Source organism: Tunicatimonas pelagia, assembly GCF_030506325.1.
GTDB lineage: Bacteria > Bacteroidota > Bacteroidia > Cytophagales > Cyclobacteriaceae > Tunicatimonas > Tunicatimonas pelagia.
In genome coordinates this window covers 6976132-6995907 of record NZ_CP120683.1, presented here as the reverse complement: position 1 = coordinate 6995907, position 19776 = coordinate 6976132, and the positions used below count along the sequence as shown (strand labels likewise).

Genomic DNA, 19776 nt, shown 5'->3' with positions numbered 1-19776 from the left:
GATCTATGGCTGATAACTTAACCAAACTAGATGATGAGTTGCATTGGTATAAAGATGCAATTATTTATGAACTGCATATTAAGGCATTTCGGGACAGCAATGGCGATGGGATTGGCGATTTTGGTGGGTTATTAGAAAAGCTGGATTATCTTCAGGACTTGGGCGTTACGGCCATTTGGGTGCTACCTTTTTATCCATCTCCCTTGCGCGATGATGGCTACGATATTAAAGACTACTACTCCATCAATCCCTCTTACGGTAAGCTGAAAGACTTTAAAAAGTTCTTGAAGGAAGCACATAAGCGGGGATTGAAAGTGATTACCGAGCTGGTCATCAATCACACCTCCGATCAGCACCCTTGGTTTCAGCGGGCCCGGCGAGCTAAGCCCGGTTCTCCCGAGCGAGACTACTACGTATGGAGCGATAATTCTGAAAAATACTCCGAAGTACGAATTATCTTTCAAGATTTTGAAGCCTCCAACTGGACGTGGGACCCTGTGGCTAACGCCTACTACTGGCATCGGTTCTATTCCCACCAGCCTGATTTAAACTTTGATAATTCGCTGGTGCAAGAAGAAGTATTCAACGTGCTAGACTACTGGATTGATCTGGGAGTAGATGGATTCCGGCTGGATGCTGTGCCTTATTTGTTTGAGCGGGAAGGTACTAATTGCGAGAACCTTCCCATTACCCACGACTTTTTAAAGAAACTGCGAAAGCACGTAGATAATAAAAAACCAGGAACACTGCTGCTGGCTGAGGCCAATATGTGGCCGGAAGATTCAGCTTCCTACTTCGGAGATGGCGATGAGTGCCATATGAACTATCACTTCCCGATTATGCCGCGGATGTTCATGGCTCTGCGAATGGAAGATCGCTACCCCATTACCGACATTCTCGATCAAACCCCCGAAATACCCGAAACCTGCCAGTGGGGTATTTTCTTGCGTAACCACGATGAGCTGACCCTGGAGATGGTGACTGATGAAGAGCGGGACTATATGTACAAAGTGTACACCAAAGACCCGCTGGCGAAAATCAATTTAGGCATTCGCCATCGGCTGGCTCCGCTGCTGGACAACGACCGCCGCAAGATTGAACTCATGAATCATCTGCTGTTTTCGCTACCTGGCTCTCCAGTTATTTACTACGGCGATGAAATTGGGATGGGTGATAATTTTTATTTGGGTGATCGGGATGGAGTGCGTACTCCTATGCAGTGGAGTGCCGACCGCAACGCTGGTTTCTCACTAGCTAATCCCCAACAACTGTATTTACCGGTGATCCTCGATCCAGAATATCAGTATGAGGCTGTGAACGTGGAGCTTCAGCAGCGCAACCCAAACTCCATACTGTGGTGGATGAAGCGACACATCAGTATGCGAAAAAATTATAAGGCATTTGGGCGGGGCGATATTAATTTCCTTCCGGCCGAAAATGCCAAAGTGCTGGCCTTTACCCGCACTTACGAAGATCAGACCATTTTGGTGCTGGTGAATCTATCACGTTTTTCGCAGGCTGTAGAATTAGATTTGGCGGAGTACCAAAACTATATACCCAAAGAGGTTTTTAGCAAGAACCGATTTCCTTCTATCAAGGAGTACCCTTACTTATTCACGCTTTCTCCCTACGGATACAATTGGTTTTTGCTAGAGCCACCGGAAGAGATTCTAGAAGAGCACAACGAGTCTTCACCTACAACCATTTTGAAGGCTAATGATTGGAAAGATTTACAGAAACCTAAGTACCGAACGGCACTGGAAGATTTTCTTCCCACGTACCTAATGCAGTGCCGTTGGTTTGGAGGAAAAGCCCGTACTATACAAGGAGTCAGTATTGTCTACCAGCTTCCGGTCAACTCCGCTTCACCGAGTGTGCTAATACTTATTATTGAGGTAAGCTACAACGAAGGGCTGGATGAATACTACCAACTTCCCATCTCTTTTGTAGAAGAAGGGCTGAGTGAAGCCATCCGAGCGCAATCTTCGCAAGGAATTATTGGGCTGGCCACTATTGGTGAGAGAGATGGTTACCTCTACGATGCGGTATACAATGAAAGCTTCCGAGACACATTGTTTAGCCTAATGGTGAAAGGTAAAAAAGCGAAGGAAAATGGTGCCGAACTATCATTAAAAGCGGAGCCCTCGGTAGTAAAGTGGTTCAAAAAAGAGAAACCAGAGATCAGTTCTAAAGTACTGAACGCTGAACAGAGCAACACGTCTATTATTTATTCTCAACGCTACTTCCTGAAGCTGTACCGTAAAATAGATTACATTATTAATCCCGATCTGGAGATTACCCGCTTTTTAACTGAGAAGGCAAAATTCGAAAATGTACCGCAGTACGCAGGCAGTATTGCGGTGATCGACGATAAAAAAGACCCACTCGTGCTGGCGATGATGCAGGAAATGATTCCAAATCAGGGCGATGCTTGGGTGTATATGAAAGACGTGATTAGTCGCTACTTTGAGCGGGTGAGCATTGACTACAAAACGCAGAAAGTGCCGACGCTAAGAGGATCGCTGACTAAACCAGTTACGTTTGAGAAGCTTCCCGAAGATTTAAAAACCCTGCTTAGCGGCATACCGGCGGAGCGGGCTTCACTACTGGGCACCAGAACGGCCGAGATGCACATTGCCCTGGCCTCTCACCCCGATGAACCCAACTTTGATGCTGAGAATTTCTCCCTGCACTACCAACGATCGCTCTATTCCTCGCTACAATCGCTGGTGCGGTCTGCATTTCAAAGCCTGGATAAAAAGTTGAGCGTACTGCCGGACATGATGCAAGACGAGGCAAAAACAGTAAAAGGAATGCGTAAAGACATACTAAAATGTATGCAACGTATTTACCAGCGTAAGATAACCTCGACCAAAATCCGACCCCACGGTGATTATCATCTGGGTCAAGTACTGTTTACGGGAAAAGATTTTGTGATTATTGATTTTGAAGGAGAACCCGCCCGTACCTTTAGTGAGCGACGACTGAAACGCTCGCCCTTGCGCGACGTAGCCGGAATGGTTCGCTCGTTTCACTACGCAGCCTACAGTGGCTTGTTTGAAAATGAAGCCTTCAAGCGTGGTGATGCTGATTACCTAGAAAGCTGGGCGGAGTTGTGGTATCACTACATGAGTGGTTTTTACATCCACGCCTACATTGAAAAAGCCCAGGGGCACAACTTTTTGCCCGACAATCAGCAAGATTTTGACACGCTGATTCAAACTTTCCTGCTGGAAAAAGCCGTTTATGAACTTAATTACGAACTCAATAACCGCCCGAACTGGACTATTATTCCCATGCGGGGTATTCAGTACGTAATGCAAAAATGTAATGAAGATGAATGACGACCACACTAACCTTACAACCGATGCTAACCCAGCAGGCGCGCCAGACTCTGACGCAGACGCCTATTCCTTGTTAAGCGATTTCGATATTCATCTTTTTCGGGAGGGAAATCATTATTCGCTTTACGAGAAGCTTGGGTCCCACTTGATTGAATACCAGGGAGTTAAAGGGGTATACTTTGCAGTTTGGGCTCCTAATGCCCAAAGGGTGTCAGTAGTTGGTGATTTCAACGGATGGAACAATGATTCCAATAAAATGAACCCGCGCTGGGATGGCTCCGGTATCTGGGAAACGTTTATTCCGAGTATTGAGCAGGGCGTTACCTATAAGTATTTTATTGAATCTAGCCATAATGGCTACAGCGTAGAAAAGGGTGATCCGTTTGCTATTCACTGGGAGACTCCGCCTCATACCGCCACTAAAGTGTGGGATGGCACCTACGAATGGTCGGATCAGGACTGGATGGTAGCTCGAAAGGAAAAGGCCTCCGAACCCCAACCCATGTCGGTGTACGAGATGCACCTTGGTTCTTGGAAGCGTAAAGGAGACGACGGTGAAATGTTTCTAACCTACCGGGATTTGGCCGAAGAACTACCCACCTATTTGTCGTGGATGGGTTACACCCATGTGGAGTTTCTTCCCGTAATGGAACATCCGTTTTACGGCTCCTGGGGGTATCAGCTGGTTGGCTTTTTTGCCCCTTCCAGCCGCTACGGCACTCCTCAAGATTTTAAGTATCTAGTTGATAAACTCCATTGGGCAGGGATTGGAGTGATACTGGATTGGGTTCCATCCCATTTTCCTTCTGACCAGCACGGGCTTTCATATTTTGATGGTACCCACTTGTTTGAGCATGAAGATCCTCGCCAAGGGTATCATCCGGATTGGAACAGCTATATTTTTAACTACGGTCGCAACGAAGTTCGTGCATTCCTGATCAGTAGTGCGATGTACTGGCTGAAAGAATATCATATTGATGGCTTACGGGTAGATGCAGTCGCTTCTATGCTTTATCTTGACTACTCCCGCGAGAGCGGAGAGTGGATTCCAAATCAATACGGCGGACGAGAAAATTTGGAAGCTCTGCAGTTTTTACGGGAGTTTAATGATGCGGTAGATGCGGAGTTCCCCGAGGTGCAAACCATTGCGGAAGAGTCAACGGCCTGGCCAATGGTATCGCGACCTACTTCAGTGGGGGGATTAGGTTTTGAAATGAAGTGGATGATGGGTTGGATGCACGATACCTTGGAGTACTTTTCCCAAGATCCGGTTTATCGATCGTACCACCAAGGAATGATCACTTTCAGTATGATGTATGCTTTCACGGAGAACTTTATGCTACCGCTCTCTCACGATGAAGTAGTACACGGCAAAGGCCCTCTCATTGATAAAATGCCCGGCGATGAGTGGCAGAAGTTTGCCAACCTCCGCACATTGTACGCCTACATGTACGCTCACCCTGGTACCAAGCTACTGTTTATGGGGGGCGAATTTGGTCAAACCCAAGAGTGGCGACACGATCAGAGTTTAGATTGGCACCTTAATGAATTTACGCCCCACGGCTCACTACAGTGGATGTTTAAGCAACTCAACGAGCTGTACAAGTCCGAACCGGCTCTGTACGAAAAACCGTTTGACCCTTCGGGCTTTGAGTGGATTGATATTGGCGACTACCAAAACTGCGTAGTTAGTTTTGCCCGTAAAGGGCACCAACCCCAGAATGATCTTTACGTGGTGATGAACCTTACCCCGGTTGTGCGGGAAAGTTATGGTATAGGAATGCCGCACAAGGGACATTTGAAAGAAATTTTTAATACCGACCACCCCGACTTCTGGGGCAGCGGAGTGCTCAATGAGGGAAATCTAGAAACGAAGCCCGTACCGATGCACGGCCGCAGCCGTTCGGTGAATTTACGTCTTCCCCCGCTAGGCACTATCATTCTAAAGTACGACCGCTAAGGATGTACGACAGTTTTGCAAAAAGTGAGGTATCCCGTTGCCACGGTGGCTTGGATAAGCGAACGCGAATTCCTGTGGATATCCCGGCGGGGATCAGATCGCCGAAGCGACTACACGCGCCCAGCGTGGGGTAGGGTCTCCTTCCTATGATGTGGGAGATTCCGCGCTACGGTGGCCAGAATTCACTGAACGTCGGGCGCAAAGCCTCATGCAAGGCAATACGCAAAATTGTCGTACACTGGGTCTCAGAGCATAGGCGGACGGATTTCACAGTAGGGTTGAGCTAACTTCGTAAATAAGTGATCGCCCTAAAGATACTAATCTGACGCATCCACTGCTTACCTAAGCTCTCGCCCAGATGCTGGTTAATCTGGCTACCGTACAAGTCCAGTGGATCGGCGTAGTTGACCGGGTTGCCGTAGGTCTGGTGGTAGACACTCAAACCGGGTATGGCTTTCTGCCCCGGGTCCTGTTGCCACCACCGTCCCAGGGTGGGGTCGTAGGTGCGGAAGGGGGCCGAGTAGACGTTTAGATCCAGATCATCTACCCGCTCCATCCCGTTGTAGAGATAGTCATTCGTGGGGTTGGTCAGGGGTTGCTGATGGGTGAGTCTGTGCGGGTAGTAATCGTTGCTCTGTACCACCACCGGCTGGGTACCCGTACTCATCACCATCATCTGTCAAAGTGTACATCCACATCCCAGTTGCTCTCGTTACTGACGTAGGTGTACAGATACCCTTCTTCCTGAATAGCTAAGTCCACGGCTAAAGTCTCATGCGTTATGCTATCCATCCCGTTCTTCTTCTTCCGTTCTCCCTTTTCCCTTCTCCGTTCTCCTTTCGTAATATTCGCCGCTTCACTGACGGGTACAAACCCTTGATCCACAATTACTTGCTGCTCATTTAACACTACATAGTTCAGATAGGCTTTGGGTACCCCCGATTTGTCCCGATCTAACAGAGCCGTTCCGGCTAAAGCTTCACCTAAACTCTCCGTAGCCCCCGCCGCTTCTAATCCGGCCGCGGAAGGATTGAACAGGCTGGCGACGGCGGCCAGTATTCCACCACCCCCTTGTAATTTCTTTCTACTGTGCTCTTCGTAGCTGGCCTTTACTTCAATATGGATGCTATCGCCGGGATGCACCACCTGCTGTAAGGTCGGCCCCTGCGTTCGGCCTTTGGCCGCATTTAAGGTCGCCACTTTGTTCGGCTGGGGTTCATCGGTATTGGGCGGGGTGGCATTATGGTAGGCCAGGGTTTGCCGCGTCTCGGCTACATTGTCAAAGTATTACATGTGAGATTCCTCAAAAGTATGCCCCTCAAAAGAAAAGGCTCACTACCTTCTACTATTCTGGAAAGTTGGAGTGAAAGTAGGCTACGACTTCTGAAGGGGCGATCTTATTAAGATAATCAACACACTCAGAATGAAGGATTTATATAAAATGCCTTCTGCTTCTTTCTCGGTAAAAGTTATATCACTTCCAAACCATTTTTTTGTTTCTTGAGCATTAAATTTCTTCTTCCTAATAAGAAGGGATAGGAAGATACCAAAATCGCCATAGATCACTGATGGAAGCTTATCATCATTATGATCAGCTATCTTAGAAAACTCTGGAATTCTAGAATATAATTTAGATACTATAGCTTTCATTAGAAAATCTATTAGCAGAACGGATACACCGAACACTAAAGGAAGAGTTTGGTCCTGTTGGGGGAAGACCAAAACGCCACTTGAGACAATGAGATACTCAAACGCTTGAATAGAGCCTACCCGCCGAGGAAAAGCAAGACATCTTCCACCCTATGGACTAAGTCATTCGCGACAACAGAGCCTGCAACTCCTATGCTTCCTGATCTCAGATTGAGTCTTTTGCCAGAATCATTTTTTCTAGTTCTTTTGAATCATTATCAAAAAAAACTTTCGTTTTACCAATGGTTTCTATACACAACTGGTTCATGAACGTTAATTCTCTAACAAACTTATAGCTGATATCGAACTTATCCAGATAAGCCAAGAATTTGTCAGTTTTAGATGGAATACCCTCCTCTTTAAGTAAGAGGAGATTCGCTTTGTTCAGGAACGATAGTGCTATCATTGTTAGCACTTTATTCCTAAACGTAAATTCTATGTTTTCATATTTGAGTATCTCTATCTTGGGTTTTAGTTTCGCCAACAAGTAGTTCTCTCCGAAGATGCTAATAACATCATCGCTACTGTCGCCTAGCTCTATACTAGACAGCAAGCCGGTTTTCAAGAAATGTTTTATATTGATACGCATAAGTTATAGTTTTTCTAAAGCTTTTATCAGAAAATTCAATTCGCCTGATCTTGATCTTGATAAATCGTCGCCTTTCTTTAACATATCTCTTGCCCTTGTAGAGAAATCTTTGAGCGCCTCCCTGAATGCAGGGTTACTATTTAATGCATCATGAGCTTTATTTATTGCTCTTTCTACCGATGCTGCATTTTGTGAACTAAATACAGACCTAAATACGATAGTTCCATCTGCTCCAGGCTTGACAGCCAACTCAATTCCATCAACGTGAATGTGAGCTCCCTTAACCGCCCAATCCGGTGCGACTTTTGATATACTTATCCCTCTCTTCTTTAGCAACTGTAATCCTAATGCACCAACTGTATTAGGACTCACAGTCCAACTACTCCATAGTTTACCACCTAAGTTACCTAATCTTCCTAATAGAAACGCATCTGCTCCTATGAAGCTTGTTGCAACAGCGGTAGTGGCTATCGTTACATCATGATCCCAAAACAAGTCAGAAGTATGGTAAACTCCTAATCTCGCAGCATTAGCAGCACTTTCAGACATACCAGCCGAAACTGTTACTTCTTCCAACTGATAAGCTGAATTATCAGCCCTTACCCATTCAAAACCATCTACCTCACCGGTTACCCCTATGATTAATACCTCATTCCCTTCTTGATCCCGGTACCAATCTCTCCCGTCAGGATCAATATTACTAATAGGATTGTTTCCAACCCAGCTATAAGGCGATAAATTATCATAACTTTCGGCATGAGGGTCTTGCTGCCACGTTCTACCAACAGCCGGATCATAAGCCCGATACATAAAGTCATATACACCTAATCCAAACTCGTCTTGCCACTCTTTTCCTTGATGTAAATATTTATTAGTTGGATCGTTGAGGGGTTGGGTATGGGTTAAACCAAATGGGTAGTAATCGTTACTTTGCACAATGGTAGGCTGCGTGCCTGTAGTCATCACCATCATTTGGTCAAAGTGCACATCCACATCCCAATTACTCTCATTGCTGACGTAGGTATACAGATACCCACTTACTGGAATGGCTACTTCCAACTCCAATGTTTCATGATTGGCTTCAGGGGCGACCGGAGAAGCACTGGCCTTCCCTCGTTTAGGTGCAACGGCTACTTCCGCTTCTCTACTGACCTGTTAGAAGCCCTGGTCAATCAGGACATGATTTTCATCAAAGAGTAGGTAGTTCAGGTAAGCTTTGGGAGTGCCGTATTACTACAATGGAATTGCTACACAATTTTTACATACACCTAACTACCAGATAACGGCAAATGAGACGAATATAACTATAGTAGCAAAAATATACGTGATGATCTTTATGTTTCCTTTTCTCTTTTTTCTGTCGCTTTCATTTTGAAACTCCTTGATAATAGTTTTATAGTACCCATTATTGAACAGAAGTAAATGGTGAATCAGGAAATAGGGAACGACGATATAAGCTATTTTTAATTTTGAACCACTAGCAAAGCCTGTTATTACACCCTCAATACCAAAGATTACTTCTACTATAGTTAGTAAGCTATGTAAATTACAGGCAGTCAGAATAGAAAGTAGACCAGCAGCCCTCAACTGCGGTAAGTCCCTACCGTCATTAAGGTTGTAAAACCAGTCATAGAATTTAAAGAATGCGTACCTGTAAGCCCTATACATAAAACATTACTGAGAATAAATAATAATTTACTATTTCGGTTAACAGTTCATAAACGTTTAGTCGTAGGATGAATTTCTACTTCCTGTTTGCTACCGGATATCTATAATTAAAGCAGCCGTAAATCAATAAAAATTTTAAGGGTTTACCTACGATTTTTCTTTGGGTAATTTGGTCTTCTATGCACTCCTCTCCCTCTTGCCCTTTTTTCCCAATAACTGTTATGCATCTCCTTAATCTTTTTTGGTGTAAAGACATAATTGCTCATAATAAAATAAGAAGATGAAAAAATCAAACCTGGAACGCCAAAAAAGCCGACTGATCCAGCACCCAAGTCATATGCGGCTTTCGTACCACCCCCTAAATCACCTCTATCGATAGCATCAACTAGCTCAAATGCACTAATCGATACACCCACACTATTTACAAAAAAGCCTCCGGCTTTAAAAAGAGAGGAAGCCTCAGAGGCGAAATTTCCTAGCAAAGTATAACCGCCCCCTTTAAGTGCGGGAATTAAACGAAAACCAAATCTTCCTTGTCGACTCAAGCCAAGGTTGTAGTTGGCTTTGTTGTTGAAAAAACTGGATATATGATTAGAACCTGCCTCACTAGCTTCTAAAGCTACACCTGTAGACATTAGCCCTAATGCTATCAATGAAGCACCAGTAGTATTTTTAGAGTTATAATATGGGTGTGACCCTCTGGATAGTTGACTATTGTATGGATCATTTCCTGCCAATCTGGTAGCATAGGCACTACCCGATCCAACTCCTACCGGGTTTGGCCTATCTCCATTGCTGCTAGATGCACCACCAGCAATATAGTCACGAGGCTGCCCTAAGAACGGAAACCGACTGGCGTAAGGATCAATCCCCTGTTGGTTCATATCAAACGGACTCATCCCTAAACCACTACCCCCATCGTCGTACATAGCACCGTTAATCTCAAAAGCACTGATCGGATTGTTTCCCCCAAAGTGGTAAGCAGAGTGACTATAATAAGCATCTGCTGCCGGATCAATGCTGCCCCACCGACCTAAGTCCGCCCTGTAATTGTTGCGTAATCCGAAATCATACCACCCTAACCCAAGATCATCGGTCAATTCCGCGCCCTGAAACAGATATTTATTGGTCGGATTGCTCAATGGCTGCGTATGGGTAAGTCCAAACGGGTAGTAATCGTTCACCTGTACCACGGTAGGCTGAGACGAACTCATGCTCATCGTCATCTGATCGAAGTGTACATCCACATCCCAGTTACTCTCGTTAGAAACGTAGGTATACAAATACCCATCTTCGGCAATGGCCAAATCTACCACTAAGGTCTCATGCTGCACGCTATCTCTTCCGCTCGCCCCCTTCAACCCTTTACCTTTCACCTTCTTCCCTTTTTCAATCTTGGCTGCTTCACTGACCGGAACAAAGCCCTGGTCGACAATAACTTGATCCTCATTCAGCACCACATAGTTCAGATAGGCTTTGGGTACGCCCGTTTTATCGCGGTTGAGCAGCGTTGTTCCCGCTAAGGCTTCATTCAGGGTCTCCGTAGCTCCTACGGCTTCATAACCGGCCATGGAGGGGTTAAACAAACTGGTTATCGAAGCAAGGATACCATTCGCTTGCACTTTCTTTTTGCTGTGCTCTTCGTAACTGGCTTTCACTTCCAGATGGATGCTATCCCCTCGGTGGACGACTTGCTTCAGCGTAGGGCCTTGGGTTCTACCGTTGGCCGCATTTAAGGTCGCTACTTTATTGGGCTGTGGTTCATCGGTGTTGGGCTGGGTCGCATTATGAAATTCCAGCGTTTGCCTTGTTTCGGCGATGTTGTCAAAGTACTGCTCTTCCAGCGCCGGACTGTTCCCGCCTGTTTCCATACTGGCACTCATACTGGCCTGGGTTTGTTCGGCGGCAAAGGTCAGCCGTACATTGCCCAGATGGTCTTTGAGATCGTAGTGCTGGGTGAAGCTAGCCCCCTCAAACACCGTCCGCCCTTCGGCGTGCATCAATAGGTCTAATTGGCCATTCTTGTACTGCCGCCCGGCCACATAATCGGTCTCAGTGGTAGTACCTGCATTGCTTACTTCCTGCTGAAGCTTAGTGCCCTGGGCATCATAGTAGTAGCGGATCTGGTTACCTGAGCTAAAGCGTACCAGCTCGGGCAAATTCAAGTGGTTGTAGCCAATACTATCCAGGGACTTGTTCAAGTCCTGGGTCAAATTCCCACTGCCGTCGTAGAGGTACTCTATTGCCACTGTGCTGCCATCCATAAAGCCCAGCGTATCCACGCCAGCATCTTCTACACTCACCAGCTGGTTGCTGCGGTTGTTACCTGTGCCGTAGCCATACACCAAATCATCCATCGTACTGCCATCGGCGGCATTACGGCGCAAAGCGGTGATGTTACCGTTCTTATCGTAGGCCAGGTTTGAGACATCAAAATTGCCGGATGCCTGCCAAGCGGTGCCACTGCCCGCAAAGTAGTTACCGGTGGTCAACCGATTGGCCGAGTCATATCCGTACACGTAGGCGGAAGGATTGACTTGCCCCGAAGCCTGCCAGCGAATGGCACTGATGTTACCATTAAACGCGGGGCTGGTGGTGAGTCCGGCCACGGTATTATCGTAGTCCAAGGCCTGGGCAAACAAATCATCGGCACTAGTCGCGTTCACAATTCCCGTGGCCTGCTGCTCAGTAGTGCTCAAACGATCCCCATTGATACTAGTCAGCCAGCCCCGAATGCCGTAGCGAAAATCTACTGATTGCAAATACTGATTGGCACTTTCTTCGTGTAGTCGCTTATCGATCAGCTCCCCGATCTCATTGTAGGCGTAGCTCGCCAGCAAAAGCGTATCATTTGCATCGATGGTTTGGTACGTAGCCGTTAGGCGATCGGCTTGGTCGTACTCGTTGCGGGTATGCACCGTCTTATCTTCGCTGCCGTGACGGCCATCACTGGTCTGGCGATGCCATTCCCCTAGCACCAAACCATGAAACGAATACTGGGTAGTAACGATATCTTGTCCGCCGATAGAGTTTTCCCGCTGGGTCTGTACCACCCGTCCTTTGTCATCGTAGAACATGGCTTCGGTCAGCCATAGTCCGGAGGTCAGTACTTTCGTTTTAGTACCAGTAAGCTTACCCGTCAGGACAGGAAACAGATCCACCTGCTGGGCGGTGAGCTCGCTCGCATCATAACTGACATCGGGCGAAGCATCCCCGTCAAAGTCATGGTCATCGTAGTAGTGGAGCTGCAACGGCTGACTTTCATCCAACGGTGGAAAGGTGGGGTTATTCACCACCGTGGGGGCAGGGGCAATGGTGAGTGTCACGGTTTCATCAGAGAAATTCTTGATGGAAAACCCTTCGGTCAGCGTGATACTGGTCGTAGCAGTAATGAGGTGCTGCCCTTCGTAGTTATTGAGGGTTAAACTGGGATTGCCGTGCAAGCGGTAGCGGGCATCCTCTTCGGACAGTTCCTTGCCGTTGTTTTCGTTACTGGCAAGAAACGTAGCGACCGTCGCTTGCATCTGGGAGAGGCTCTGGTTACTGTAGTAGAGGCCTTCCACAATGGGACGGTTCAGGGCATCGTAGTGGGTGAAACTCCATTCATCTTGCTCACGCTGCCGTCCATCCTGGGATAAGATTACCCGGTCACGACTATCGTAGATCATATAGTGCCAGCCTGATCCGGGCACACGCTTGCGGGTTATGTTGTTACGCTCATCATAGTCGTACTGAAAGGCCCACTGGTTCAATAGCGTACTATCTGCCGCACTCGGGGTACCTGCGCTTCCGATATAGTTATCACTGCCCTCTGGGGGCAAGACATAGCGCAGGCGGTTGACCGCGTCATAGACATAATAGGTATCTTGAAAGCTGTTGGTGCCCCCATCCAGCACCACCCGGCTCAGGACAGTACGACCCAAACGATCAGTATAGGTTCTAGTCACCCTGCCATCTTCATCACTTTGCTCATTGACGGATAACCTTCCGGCCGGATAGGTTCCCTGCTGATAGGGCAACTCACTATCATTGAGCAGCCATCGCTTGACTTCCCCTGCGGTATTAACGGGGTACTGATAGCCCATCGCTTGCCCGGTTCCGGGCTGAAAGTTCGTACCCGGGGCTCCTTGCTGCACTGGGCGCGATAGAGGCGAGGCTTCAAATACGGTAGCCCCGTAGGGGGTGGCATCTTGCACCACGCCTTTTGCCGCATTGCTGCCACTATTGTAGTAGTTGATAGCTTGGGTGGTGCCATTGTCCTGAAAGTAGCCATTGCTACCCCCTACATAAGGCAAGTACTGCTGAAATTCCCGACCTCTACTATCGTAGGTGCGGGGAGCGACCTGATCGGTCACTTGGGGGCTAGCTTGCCAGAGCACGTCCTGTATCGGGCGGCCTAGCCCGTCTAAGTAGGAAATGGACTCGTTTTTCTGATCTGATGACAGAACGTACAAGCTATTTTCTTCAATCGGACTGCCCATTCCATCATCTTCTACCCGTAATACGCGGGTAATGACGTAGTTATGGTTATTTTCTTGGGTGATTGTAGTCACTGCTGAGCGGGCAGTACAACCATTCAGGGTTACATCCACCTGATAATTCCCGGGTCCAAAGGCATTGAACATCCGGTTGGTTTCCCCCGGTAGGGACACGCCATTCACCAGCCACTGGTAGGAAAGCCCTGTCCCAGCATTGGCTTCTAGGGTCAGTATATCACTGCCTAAGGGAATCACTGTGGAACCCATGGGGGTGATAGTCGCCACAGGTAAAGCTTGAGTGGTTACGCTCACCGATAAGGTATTTTGGGTAGCCCCGCAGCCAAAGGCGGTTGCTTGTACTTGGGCAGTACCGGTATAGTTAGCATCCCAGCTAACGGTAGCCACACTAGAGTCGGCTCGGCTGACAATGCTGATGGCATAGTCATCTGTATTGGCCCCGGTCACATTCCAGGTAAAAGCATCTACATTATTGCCCTTGGCTACGTACTGCGTTGTCCCACTGTTCTGGCAACGAAATGTATCCCCCGTAATCGCGAGGCCACTCATCGCGGGCTTGAAGGTCAGGGGAATGGACGACTCGGGGCAACTCGCCGAGGTCTGGAAGTAATAATGACCGGAACGGTTATCATTAATGGTGATAGAGTTAGTTCCGGTCGCTAGTAAGGTGCGTTCTGATTCGTTACTGCCAAAAGCCCGGTAATACCAATTTCCAGTTTCGTTATTGGTCGCTTCTAGGGTGAGGCTACCCTCACAGATATCGTCCGGTAGAAAACCTCGTTCGACGGCATCCCACGCAATACTCGTGGTAGGGCAGGAAGGATCGGTATTGCAGCCCGTGGTCTTTTGGGTAATCACTGACTGGCCACTTACCAGGCAAGGGCCCGTCACGGTGTAAGTGCCCGGATTGGCTACTTGCCAGCCTAAAAAACCCTGGTTGCAATTAGTTACGGTGGCAGTACGAATTTGATTACCGTTCAAAAACAGTGTATATGTACCCGTAGAAAGGCCACCTTGGATACCCACCTCTACCGAGTCCCCACTACAAACCTCTCCTGAAGGGGGAAAGATACCAATACTTTGGCTACAGCCACAGGAGGTGGCATTGAATGATACCTGGCTTGTTCCTTGCATCGGCTGCTGACAAGCCCCTTGCTCAGCCATAATTGTATAAGCCCCTGGCTGGGTTGCCCCAAATTGAATAGTAGGAGTATTGGTACCCGAGAGGGTTTGTCCGGTTGCACTGCCATTTCGGTAGAGCAGATAATCTACTCCTGCTTGAGAAGTGCCTTCTAGCTGAATCCATGCCGTATCCCCAGTAGGGATACTATGAGCATTCGGAACCACATCGTAAATATTCATTTGGCATTGGCTATTGGCAGGACAACACCAGATCAACGAGAAAACAATTATAGCCATCGTATATTACTTAACCGCTCAAGCCCAACTGACTACTCCTGAAGTAATCGTACAGGCTACTGATGGAGACCGAACCGAAGTTGGGGATTATCTTCAGATCAACGGATCAGGTACGAGTGGGTCTACCATCCTACAACTAAATACTGCCCGCGCTTGGTCATTCATCCAGGAGGGTTCTGGTACTAGTGCTTATCTCACCCTTAAATCTTCATCGGGAAATAAACACTTTCAGATTGCAGGCCCAGCCGATAAAAAGGTCGCTCGTTTCAAAGCAGCTACCGATGGAAATGATAGTCGGGTATTTTTGGCCTCTGATGGTGGTACGGTGACGCTTGGAGTAGATACTGAACAATCGCAACACAAACTCTATGTAGCTGGCACGGCTTGTAAAACGCAAGGAGGAGGAAGTTGGGCCGTATGCTCCGATCGGAAACTCAAGCGAAACATTCAGCCATTTTCCTACGGATTAGAGACAATCACGCAAGTTAATCCTGTATCTTTTGAATATAATGGCTTGGCAAACACCCAAGAGGGGGAAAGAAATGTCGGTGTCATTGCTCAAGAATTACAGCAAATAGCTCCCTTTATGGTAAATACGGTAAAGCAAGAGGGGATGGATGATTATTTGACTGTTGACCCTAGTGCCTTTGATTTTATGTTGATTAACGCTATTCAAGAGCAACAAAACATGCTAAAAGAACAACAGCAGTTAATTCAGCAGCTACAGCAGCAAGTAAAACAGCTATCAACTCAGCAGGCAAACCAACCACATACTGCCTGTGCTCAAGAGTAGTCTTCTTGACTCTCACCATATTTAATTGAACATATGTACCCACTTAGACTTTCATTACTTTGTGCTGGGCAATAAAAGCGGGGTCAATCTCCACTCCGCTACCTATACCGGTGGGTAGGTGTAGAATGCCGTCTTCGGGTTTGAGTGAGGAGGTTTTACACTCAAAGGGCACATCAGTACTCAGCCCCTTAAATTCGTGGTAGGGGCCCGCGTTGGGTAGTGCCGAGACAAACTGCATCATATAAACGTAGCCCAATCCAGTACCCGAAATATGAGGCACGCAGGAGTATCCTTTAGTTGCCGCCATGCGGGCTACTTTCATACAACGAATCATGCCACCAAAATAGAATAAATCTTGCTGCACCATCTGCACGGCTTCGTTACCAATTAGCCAACGAAAATTTCGTAGACTTACTTCTCCTCCGCCCGAGGCAATAGGTATTTCCAAAGCATCAGCCGTACGTTTCCAGTCTTCGTACCAGTCGGTAGGTACCGGTTGCTCAAACAGGTCAATACGGTGTGCTTGCAATAGTTTGCCAATGCGGATGGCTTCGGGAGCACCATAGCTACCGTTGCAGTCGGCATAAATTGTCATATCATCGCCAAAAGCTTCGCGCATTAGGGGAATAAGGCGTTCGGTACGTCCGGCAGGCATTTCGGGGTTACTGCGCCTACCGCCGATCTTGAACTTCACTGCTTTAGCGTTAGTCTCGGCCTGGAGTTCTTTGATGCTTTCAATACTTTCCTCCGCCGATTTCCCTCGGTTATTATTGGCTCGGTAAATCGCAATTTCCGCATTATGAATATCGCCAATTAGTTGTCCCATACTCTTTTGGGCAATGCGTCCTAACATATCCAGAATAGCCATTTCTACCGTTGCCACTGGAATCCAGAGCGTGTAGCCCTGATACTTATAGTTGTTTTTGTACATAAACACTCCCTCAATCAGTTGATCTAGGTCACGGGCATCTTTACCAACAAAGTAGGGGTTGACCAGCATCAGTTGAATAGGGTAGAGGTGGGGCATCCGGATGTTATGACCCACGCAGTAGCCCTCAGCACCGTCGGCAGAGCGTACCCGTACCATATAGTTACCATTGTGGTGTAGCAATTCACAATGTTCAATTATTACTGGGTCGGGAAAAAACTCTCGCCTTAAAACGGGCTGGGCTAATGCCTTATCTAATTCGGTATAATCTGTCGAGGTAGATGAAGGGGAATTCGTCTTTTTTACAGATAGAAACGGTACACTAGCACCTGCGGCTAATCCGGTTTTTATAAAGGATCTTCGGTGGGTATTGATGGATTTCATAAAAAAGTAGCTAAGTGTAATAAAGTTAGTGTTGACTACCTGTGCCCGTCAGCATTTTAGGAATGGTCTTCTAAAAGGCTAGCGCAAACTACGTGTTTTCACTTTATTCTCACTGATCTTTGAGATAAAAATTACGTAACAATGCAAAGAAAAATCCACCTTTTTTACGCATACGACTAGCCGTCTATTGCTCAAAATGTCCATAAAACGGCTGAAATTCGCGGTTGTATACTTTTTGTCTACTTGCTGAAATTGCGGTGTTCACCTCATATCTACCCGATTTTTAAACGAGGCTGGTCGAGCTTCTGTATCTTTACTAAAGGTAATAAATACTCATAAGCATCTCTGTAAAGCCAGAATAGTTAATCAAGAATTTTATGAAACCTATTACTCAATACACGAAAAGCGACCGTATTAACATTGCCTATCAAGTCTTCGGCTCGGGACCCATCGACTTGGTTTACATTCCCGGCTGGGTGTCTAATATTGACTGGATGTGGGCTTGCCCGGAGTTGGTAGATTTTCTACAGGAACTAGGGAAAATAGCTCGAGTTATCTTATTCGATAAGCGAGGAACCGGGCTTTCTGACCGAGTGGTGGAGCTTTCAACACTGGAAGAACGAATGGACGACATCCGTGCGGTGATGGATGCGGTAGGTTCCGAGAAAGCGGTCTTATTCGGGCACTCTGAAGGTGGATCGGTCTCGGCGCTATTTGCCGCGACGTACCCTAATCGAACCATTTCCTTGATTGCATTTGGTGCGTTTGCTAAGCGCAGATACTCCCCTAATTATCCGTGGGCGCCTACGGATGAAGAGCGGCAAGAAGTTTACGATATGATTGAAAATAGCTGGGGAAGCGGGGATATGAACTTAGCTTCACTAGCTCCTTCTAAAGCTGATGACCCAGCATTTATGGATTGGCTAGCAAACTATTTCCGTTCGGGAGCCAGCCCTAGTGCGGCGATGGTTCTTACCAAAATGAATACTCAAGTTGATATTATTGATATTCTAGACTCTATCAAAGTGCCTACCTTGCTCATGCAGCGCACCTACGATATTGATGTGAAAATTGAAGAGGGCCGGTTTATTGCTGAACGTATTGAGGGAGCCAAGTTCGTAGAGTTTGAAGGTGACGACCATCTGTTTTGGGCGGGTAACACCCAGGAGGTATTGGAAGAAATTAAAGCTTTTGTACTAAACGTGCAACCACCAATGAATTACGAAAAACAGCTTTTCACTATTGTAGCCGCTCGTGTCATACCGTTTGGGTCTACGAATACTGACAATAAGGATTTCCTAGAACAATTCACCGCGCGCTACGGAGGAAAGATTGTTCACTATAATCACCGAGCCTTTATCGCAACTTTTGAAGGCCCTAGTAAAGCTGTACACTGTAGCACTGATTTACTGGCGACCTCTCAACAACTGGACGCCCAACTGGCTATCGGAGTTCATATTAAAGAATGTGTGGTGGATGGGGCTCATCCTATCAGCACGGAAGCCAGAAATATTGTAGAGGCAATACTAACGGAAACGAAGCCTGACCAAGTGATTATCACCCAGACCATTAAGCACTTATTATCGGGAGCAGGATTGAGCTTCACGCCCTATAAAACAATTTTTGAGCCTACATCGGGTGAGTCGCTTACTTTACTGATGGTAAAAGATCGTTTAAGATCGAATGAACAATTGGATCGTCCTAATCACGAGAAGCTTTTGAAAAATGGTTCTTTGCTGGAGAACGTGCTGCAAACCATCGACAATCATTTGAGTAATGAACTCTTTGGAGTAGATATACTATGTGAGGAAATTGGTATTAGCGAACGACAATTACAGCGTAAACTTAAATCTACTACCAATAAGTCTCCCAATCAACTGATCCGATCTGTACGCTTGCACCGGGCTAAAGAACTGATTATCAGCAATGAATGTAACATCGTTGAAATTGCTTTTCAAACGGGTTTTTCGGATGCCTCCTATTTTTCTAAATGCTTCAAAAAAGAGTTTGGCGTAACTCCTTCTTCCCTGGTTCAGGAAAGTGTTTAATGTCGGAAATGTTATAGTCGTGTCGGATTTATCTCGTTTTCATGTCGGAAATATCATACAATTCGCCGGATTTTTTTCATAACGAAAGCCTCTTAGTGTTTTATATTTGTATTGTAACAGTAAACAACGTTTTAGTAGTTATTATCAACCACAATTAATACCCCCATAAGTATGAACCCAAATTTCTCTAAACCCAATTTGGCTATTCAATGGACATTAAGCCTACTGAATGCCACCTCTTTTGTACGCACCGTATTCCTCGATCTGACAAAAGTTCATCATGAATTTTTTCATTTCTGTTCTAGAGGATGTCGGGTTATTTACCGCTTATTTGCTATTGGTCGCTAAAATAGCTTTTACTTTCTACCTACCTCATTTATTAATTCTGCGATACAGGGCTTACGCTTAACCCCGCAGATAAACTTAATCTAGAAACCCAAAAGTCAAGTGCTCTTGGG

General features: G+C 46.6%; 12 protein-coding genes. 5 read left to right on the top strand and 7 right to left on the bottom strand.

The features are described 5' to 3' along the window. The first annotated feature begins 5 nt into the window (after positions 1-5). A complete protein-coding gene (gene treS, locus P0M28_RS29660; RefSeq protein WP_302207136.1) occupies positions 6-3344 on the top strand; it encodes a maltose alpha-D-glucosyltransferase in 3339 nt (1112 codons plus the stop codon). Beyond that, on the top strand, positions 3337-5304 hold the full coding sequence (gene glgB / locus P0M28_RS29655) for a 1,4-alpha-glucan branching protein GlgB (protein WP_302207135.1): 1968 nt from the start codon (positions 3337-3339) through the stop codon (positions 5302-5304). The genes treS and glgB overlap by 8 nt, the downstream gene beginning before the upstream one ends. A gap of 283 nt (positions 5305-5587) precedes the next feature. On the opposite strand, the gene P0M28_RS29650 is transcribed toward glgB, so the two are convergent. The 5 genes from P0M28_RS29650 to P0M28_RS29630 all read right to left on the bottom strand — a co-directional run bounded on the left by P0M28_RS29650 (position 5588) and on the right by P0M28_RS29630 (position 8641). Then, positions 5588-5971, bottom strand: a complete 384-nt coding sequence (locus tag P0M28_RS29650; RefSeq protein WP_302207134.1) for an RHS repeat-associated core domain-containing protein — start codon at positions 5969-5971, stop codon at positions 5588-5590. Between the two features lie 5 nt (positions 5972-5976). Then, positions 5977-6504: a hypothetical protein gene (locus tag P0M28_RS29645; protein WP_302207133.1), complete on the bottom strand. Its 528-nt coding sequence runs from the start codon at positions 6502-6504 to the stop codon at positions 5977-5979. Positions 6505-6678: 174 nt separating this feature from the next. Then, positions 6679-6954 (bottom strand): hypothetical protein, encoded by a 276-nt coding sequence (locus tag P0M28_RS29640; RefSeq protein ID WP_302207132.1) that lies wholly within the window; start codon positions 6952-6954, stop codon positions 6679-6681. Between the two features lie 205 nt (positions 6955-7159). Next, entirely contained in the window at positions 7160-7582 is a 423-nt protein-coding gene (locus P0M28_RS29635; protein WP_302207131.1) for a hypothetical protein, read from the bottom strand. Between the two features lie 3 nt (positions 7583-7585). Continuing rightward, positions 7586-8641 (bottom strand): RHS repeat-associated core domain-containing protein, encoded by a 1056-nt coding sequence (locus P0M28_RS29630; protein ID WP_302207130.1) that lies wholly within the window; start codon positions 8639-8641, stop codon positions 7586-7588. A 12-nt stretch (positions 8642-8653) separates the two neighbouring features. On the opposite strand from P0M28_RS29630, the gene P0M28_RS29625 reads away from it, so the two are divergent. Continuing rightward, on the top strand, positions 8654-8782 hold the full coding sequence (locus P0M28_RS29625) for a hypothetical protein (RefSeq protein WP_302207129.1): 129 nt from the start codon (positions 8654-8656) through the stop codon (positions 8780-8782). A 611-nt stretch (positions 8783-9393) separates the two neighbouring features. On the opposite strand, the gene P0M28_RS29620 is transcribed toward P0M28_RS29625, so the two are convergent. Further along, on the bottom strand, positions 9394-15108 hold the full coding sequence (locus P0M28_RS29620) for a DUF6443 domain-containing protein (RefSeq protein WP_302207128.1): 5715 nt from the start codon (positions 15106-15108) through the stop codon (positions 9394-9396). A 13-nt stretch (positions 15109-15121) separates the two neighbouring features. On the opposite strand from P0M28_RS29620, the gene P0M28_RS29615 reads away from it, so the two are divergent. Then, on the top strand, positions 15122-15958 hold the full coding sequence (locus P0M28_RS29615) for a tail fiber domain-containing protein (protein WP_302207127.1): 837 nt from the start codon (positions 15122-15124) through the stop codon (positions 15956-15958). A 43-nt stretch (positions 15959-16001) separates the two neighbouring features. Here the strand turns inward: P0M28_RS29615 and P0M28_RS29610 are convergent, their stop codons facing one another. Beyond that, positions 16002-17270, bottom strand: coding sequence for a mandelate racemase/muconate lactonizing enzyme family protein (locus tag P0M28_RS29610; RefSeq protein WP_302207126.1), 1269 nt, complete (start codon positions 17268-17270; stop codon positions 16002-16004). Positions 17271-17647: 377 nt separating this feature from the next. Here P0M28_RS29610 and P0M28_RS29605 point away from each other — a divergent pair, with 377 nt between their 5' ends. Then, positions 17648-19318, top strand: a complete 1671-nt coding sequence (locus P0M28_RS29605) for an alpha/beta fold hydrolase (RefSeq protein WP_302207125.1) — start codon at positions 17648-17650, stop codon at positions 19316-19318. Positions 19319-19776 lie beyond the last annotated feature (458 nt).

What these genes read in the sequence shown, in the direction of transcription:
- treS (WP_302207136.1), top strand. Translation starts at nt 6, where the DNA reads ATGGCTGATAACTTAACCAAACTAGATGATGAGTTGCATTGGTATAAA.
- glgB (WP_302207135.1), top strand. Translation starts at nt 3,337, where the DNA reads ATGAATGACGACCACACTAACCTTACAACCGATGCTAACCCAGCAGGC.
- P0M28_RS29650 (WP_302207134.1), bottom strand. Translation starts at nt 5,971, where the DNA reads ATGAGTACGGGTACCCAGCCGGTGGTGGTACAGAGCAACGATTACTAC.
- P0M28_RS29640 (WP_302207132.1), bottom strand. Translation starts at nt 6,954, where the DNA reads ATGAAAGCTATAGTATCTAAATTATATTCTAGAATTCCAGAGTTTTCT.
- P0M28_RS29635 (WP_302207131.1), bottom strand. Translation starts at nt 7,582, where the DNA reads ATGCGTATCAATATAAAACATTTCTTGAAAACCGGCTTGCTGTCTAGT.
- P0M28_RS29625 (WP_302207129.1), top strand. Translation starts at nt 8,654, where the DNA reads ATGATTGGCTTCAGGGGCGACCGGAGAAGCACTGGCCTTCCCTCGTTT.
- P0M28_RS29620 (WP_302207128.1), bottom strand. Translation starts at nt 15,108, where the DNA reads ATGAATATTTACGATGTGGTTCCGAATGCTCATAGTATCCCTACTGGG.
- P0M28_RS29610 (WP_302207126.1), bottom strand. Translation starts at nt 17,270, where the DNA reads ATGAAATCCATCAATACCCACCGAAGATCCTTTATAAAAACCGGATTA.
- P0M28_RS29605 (WP_302207125.1), top strand. Translation starts at nt 17,648, where the DNA reads ATGAAACCTATTACTCAATACACGAAAAGCGACCGTATTAACATTGCC.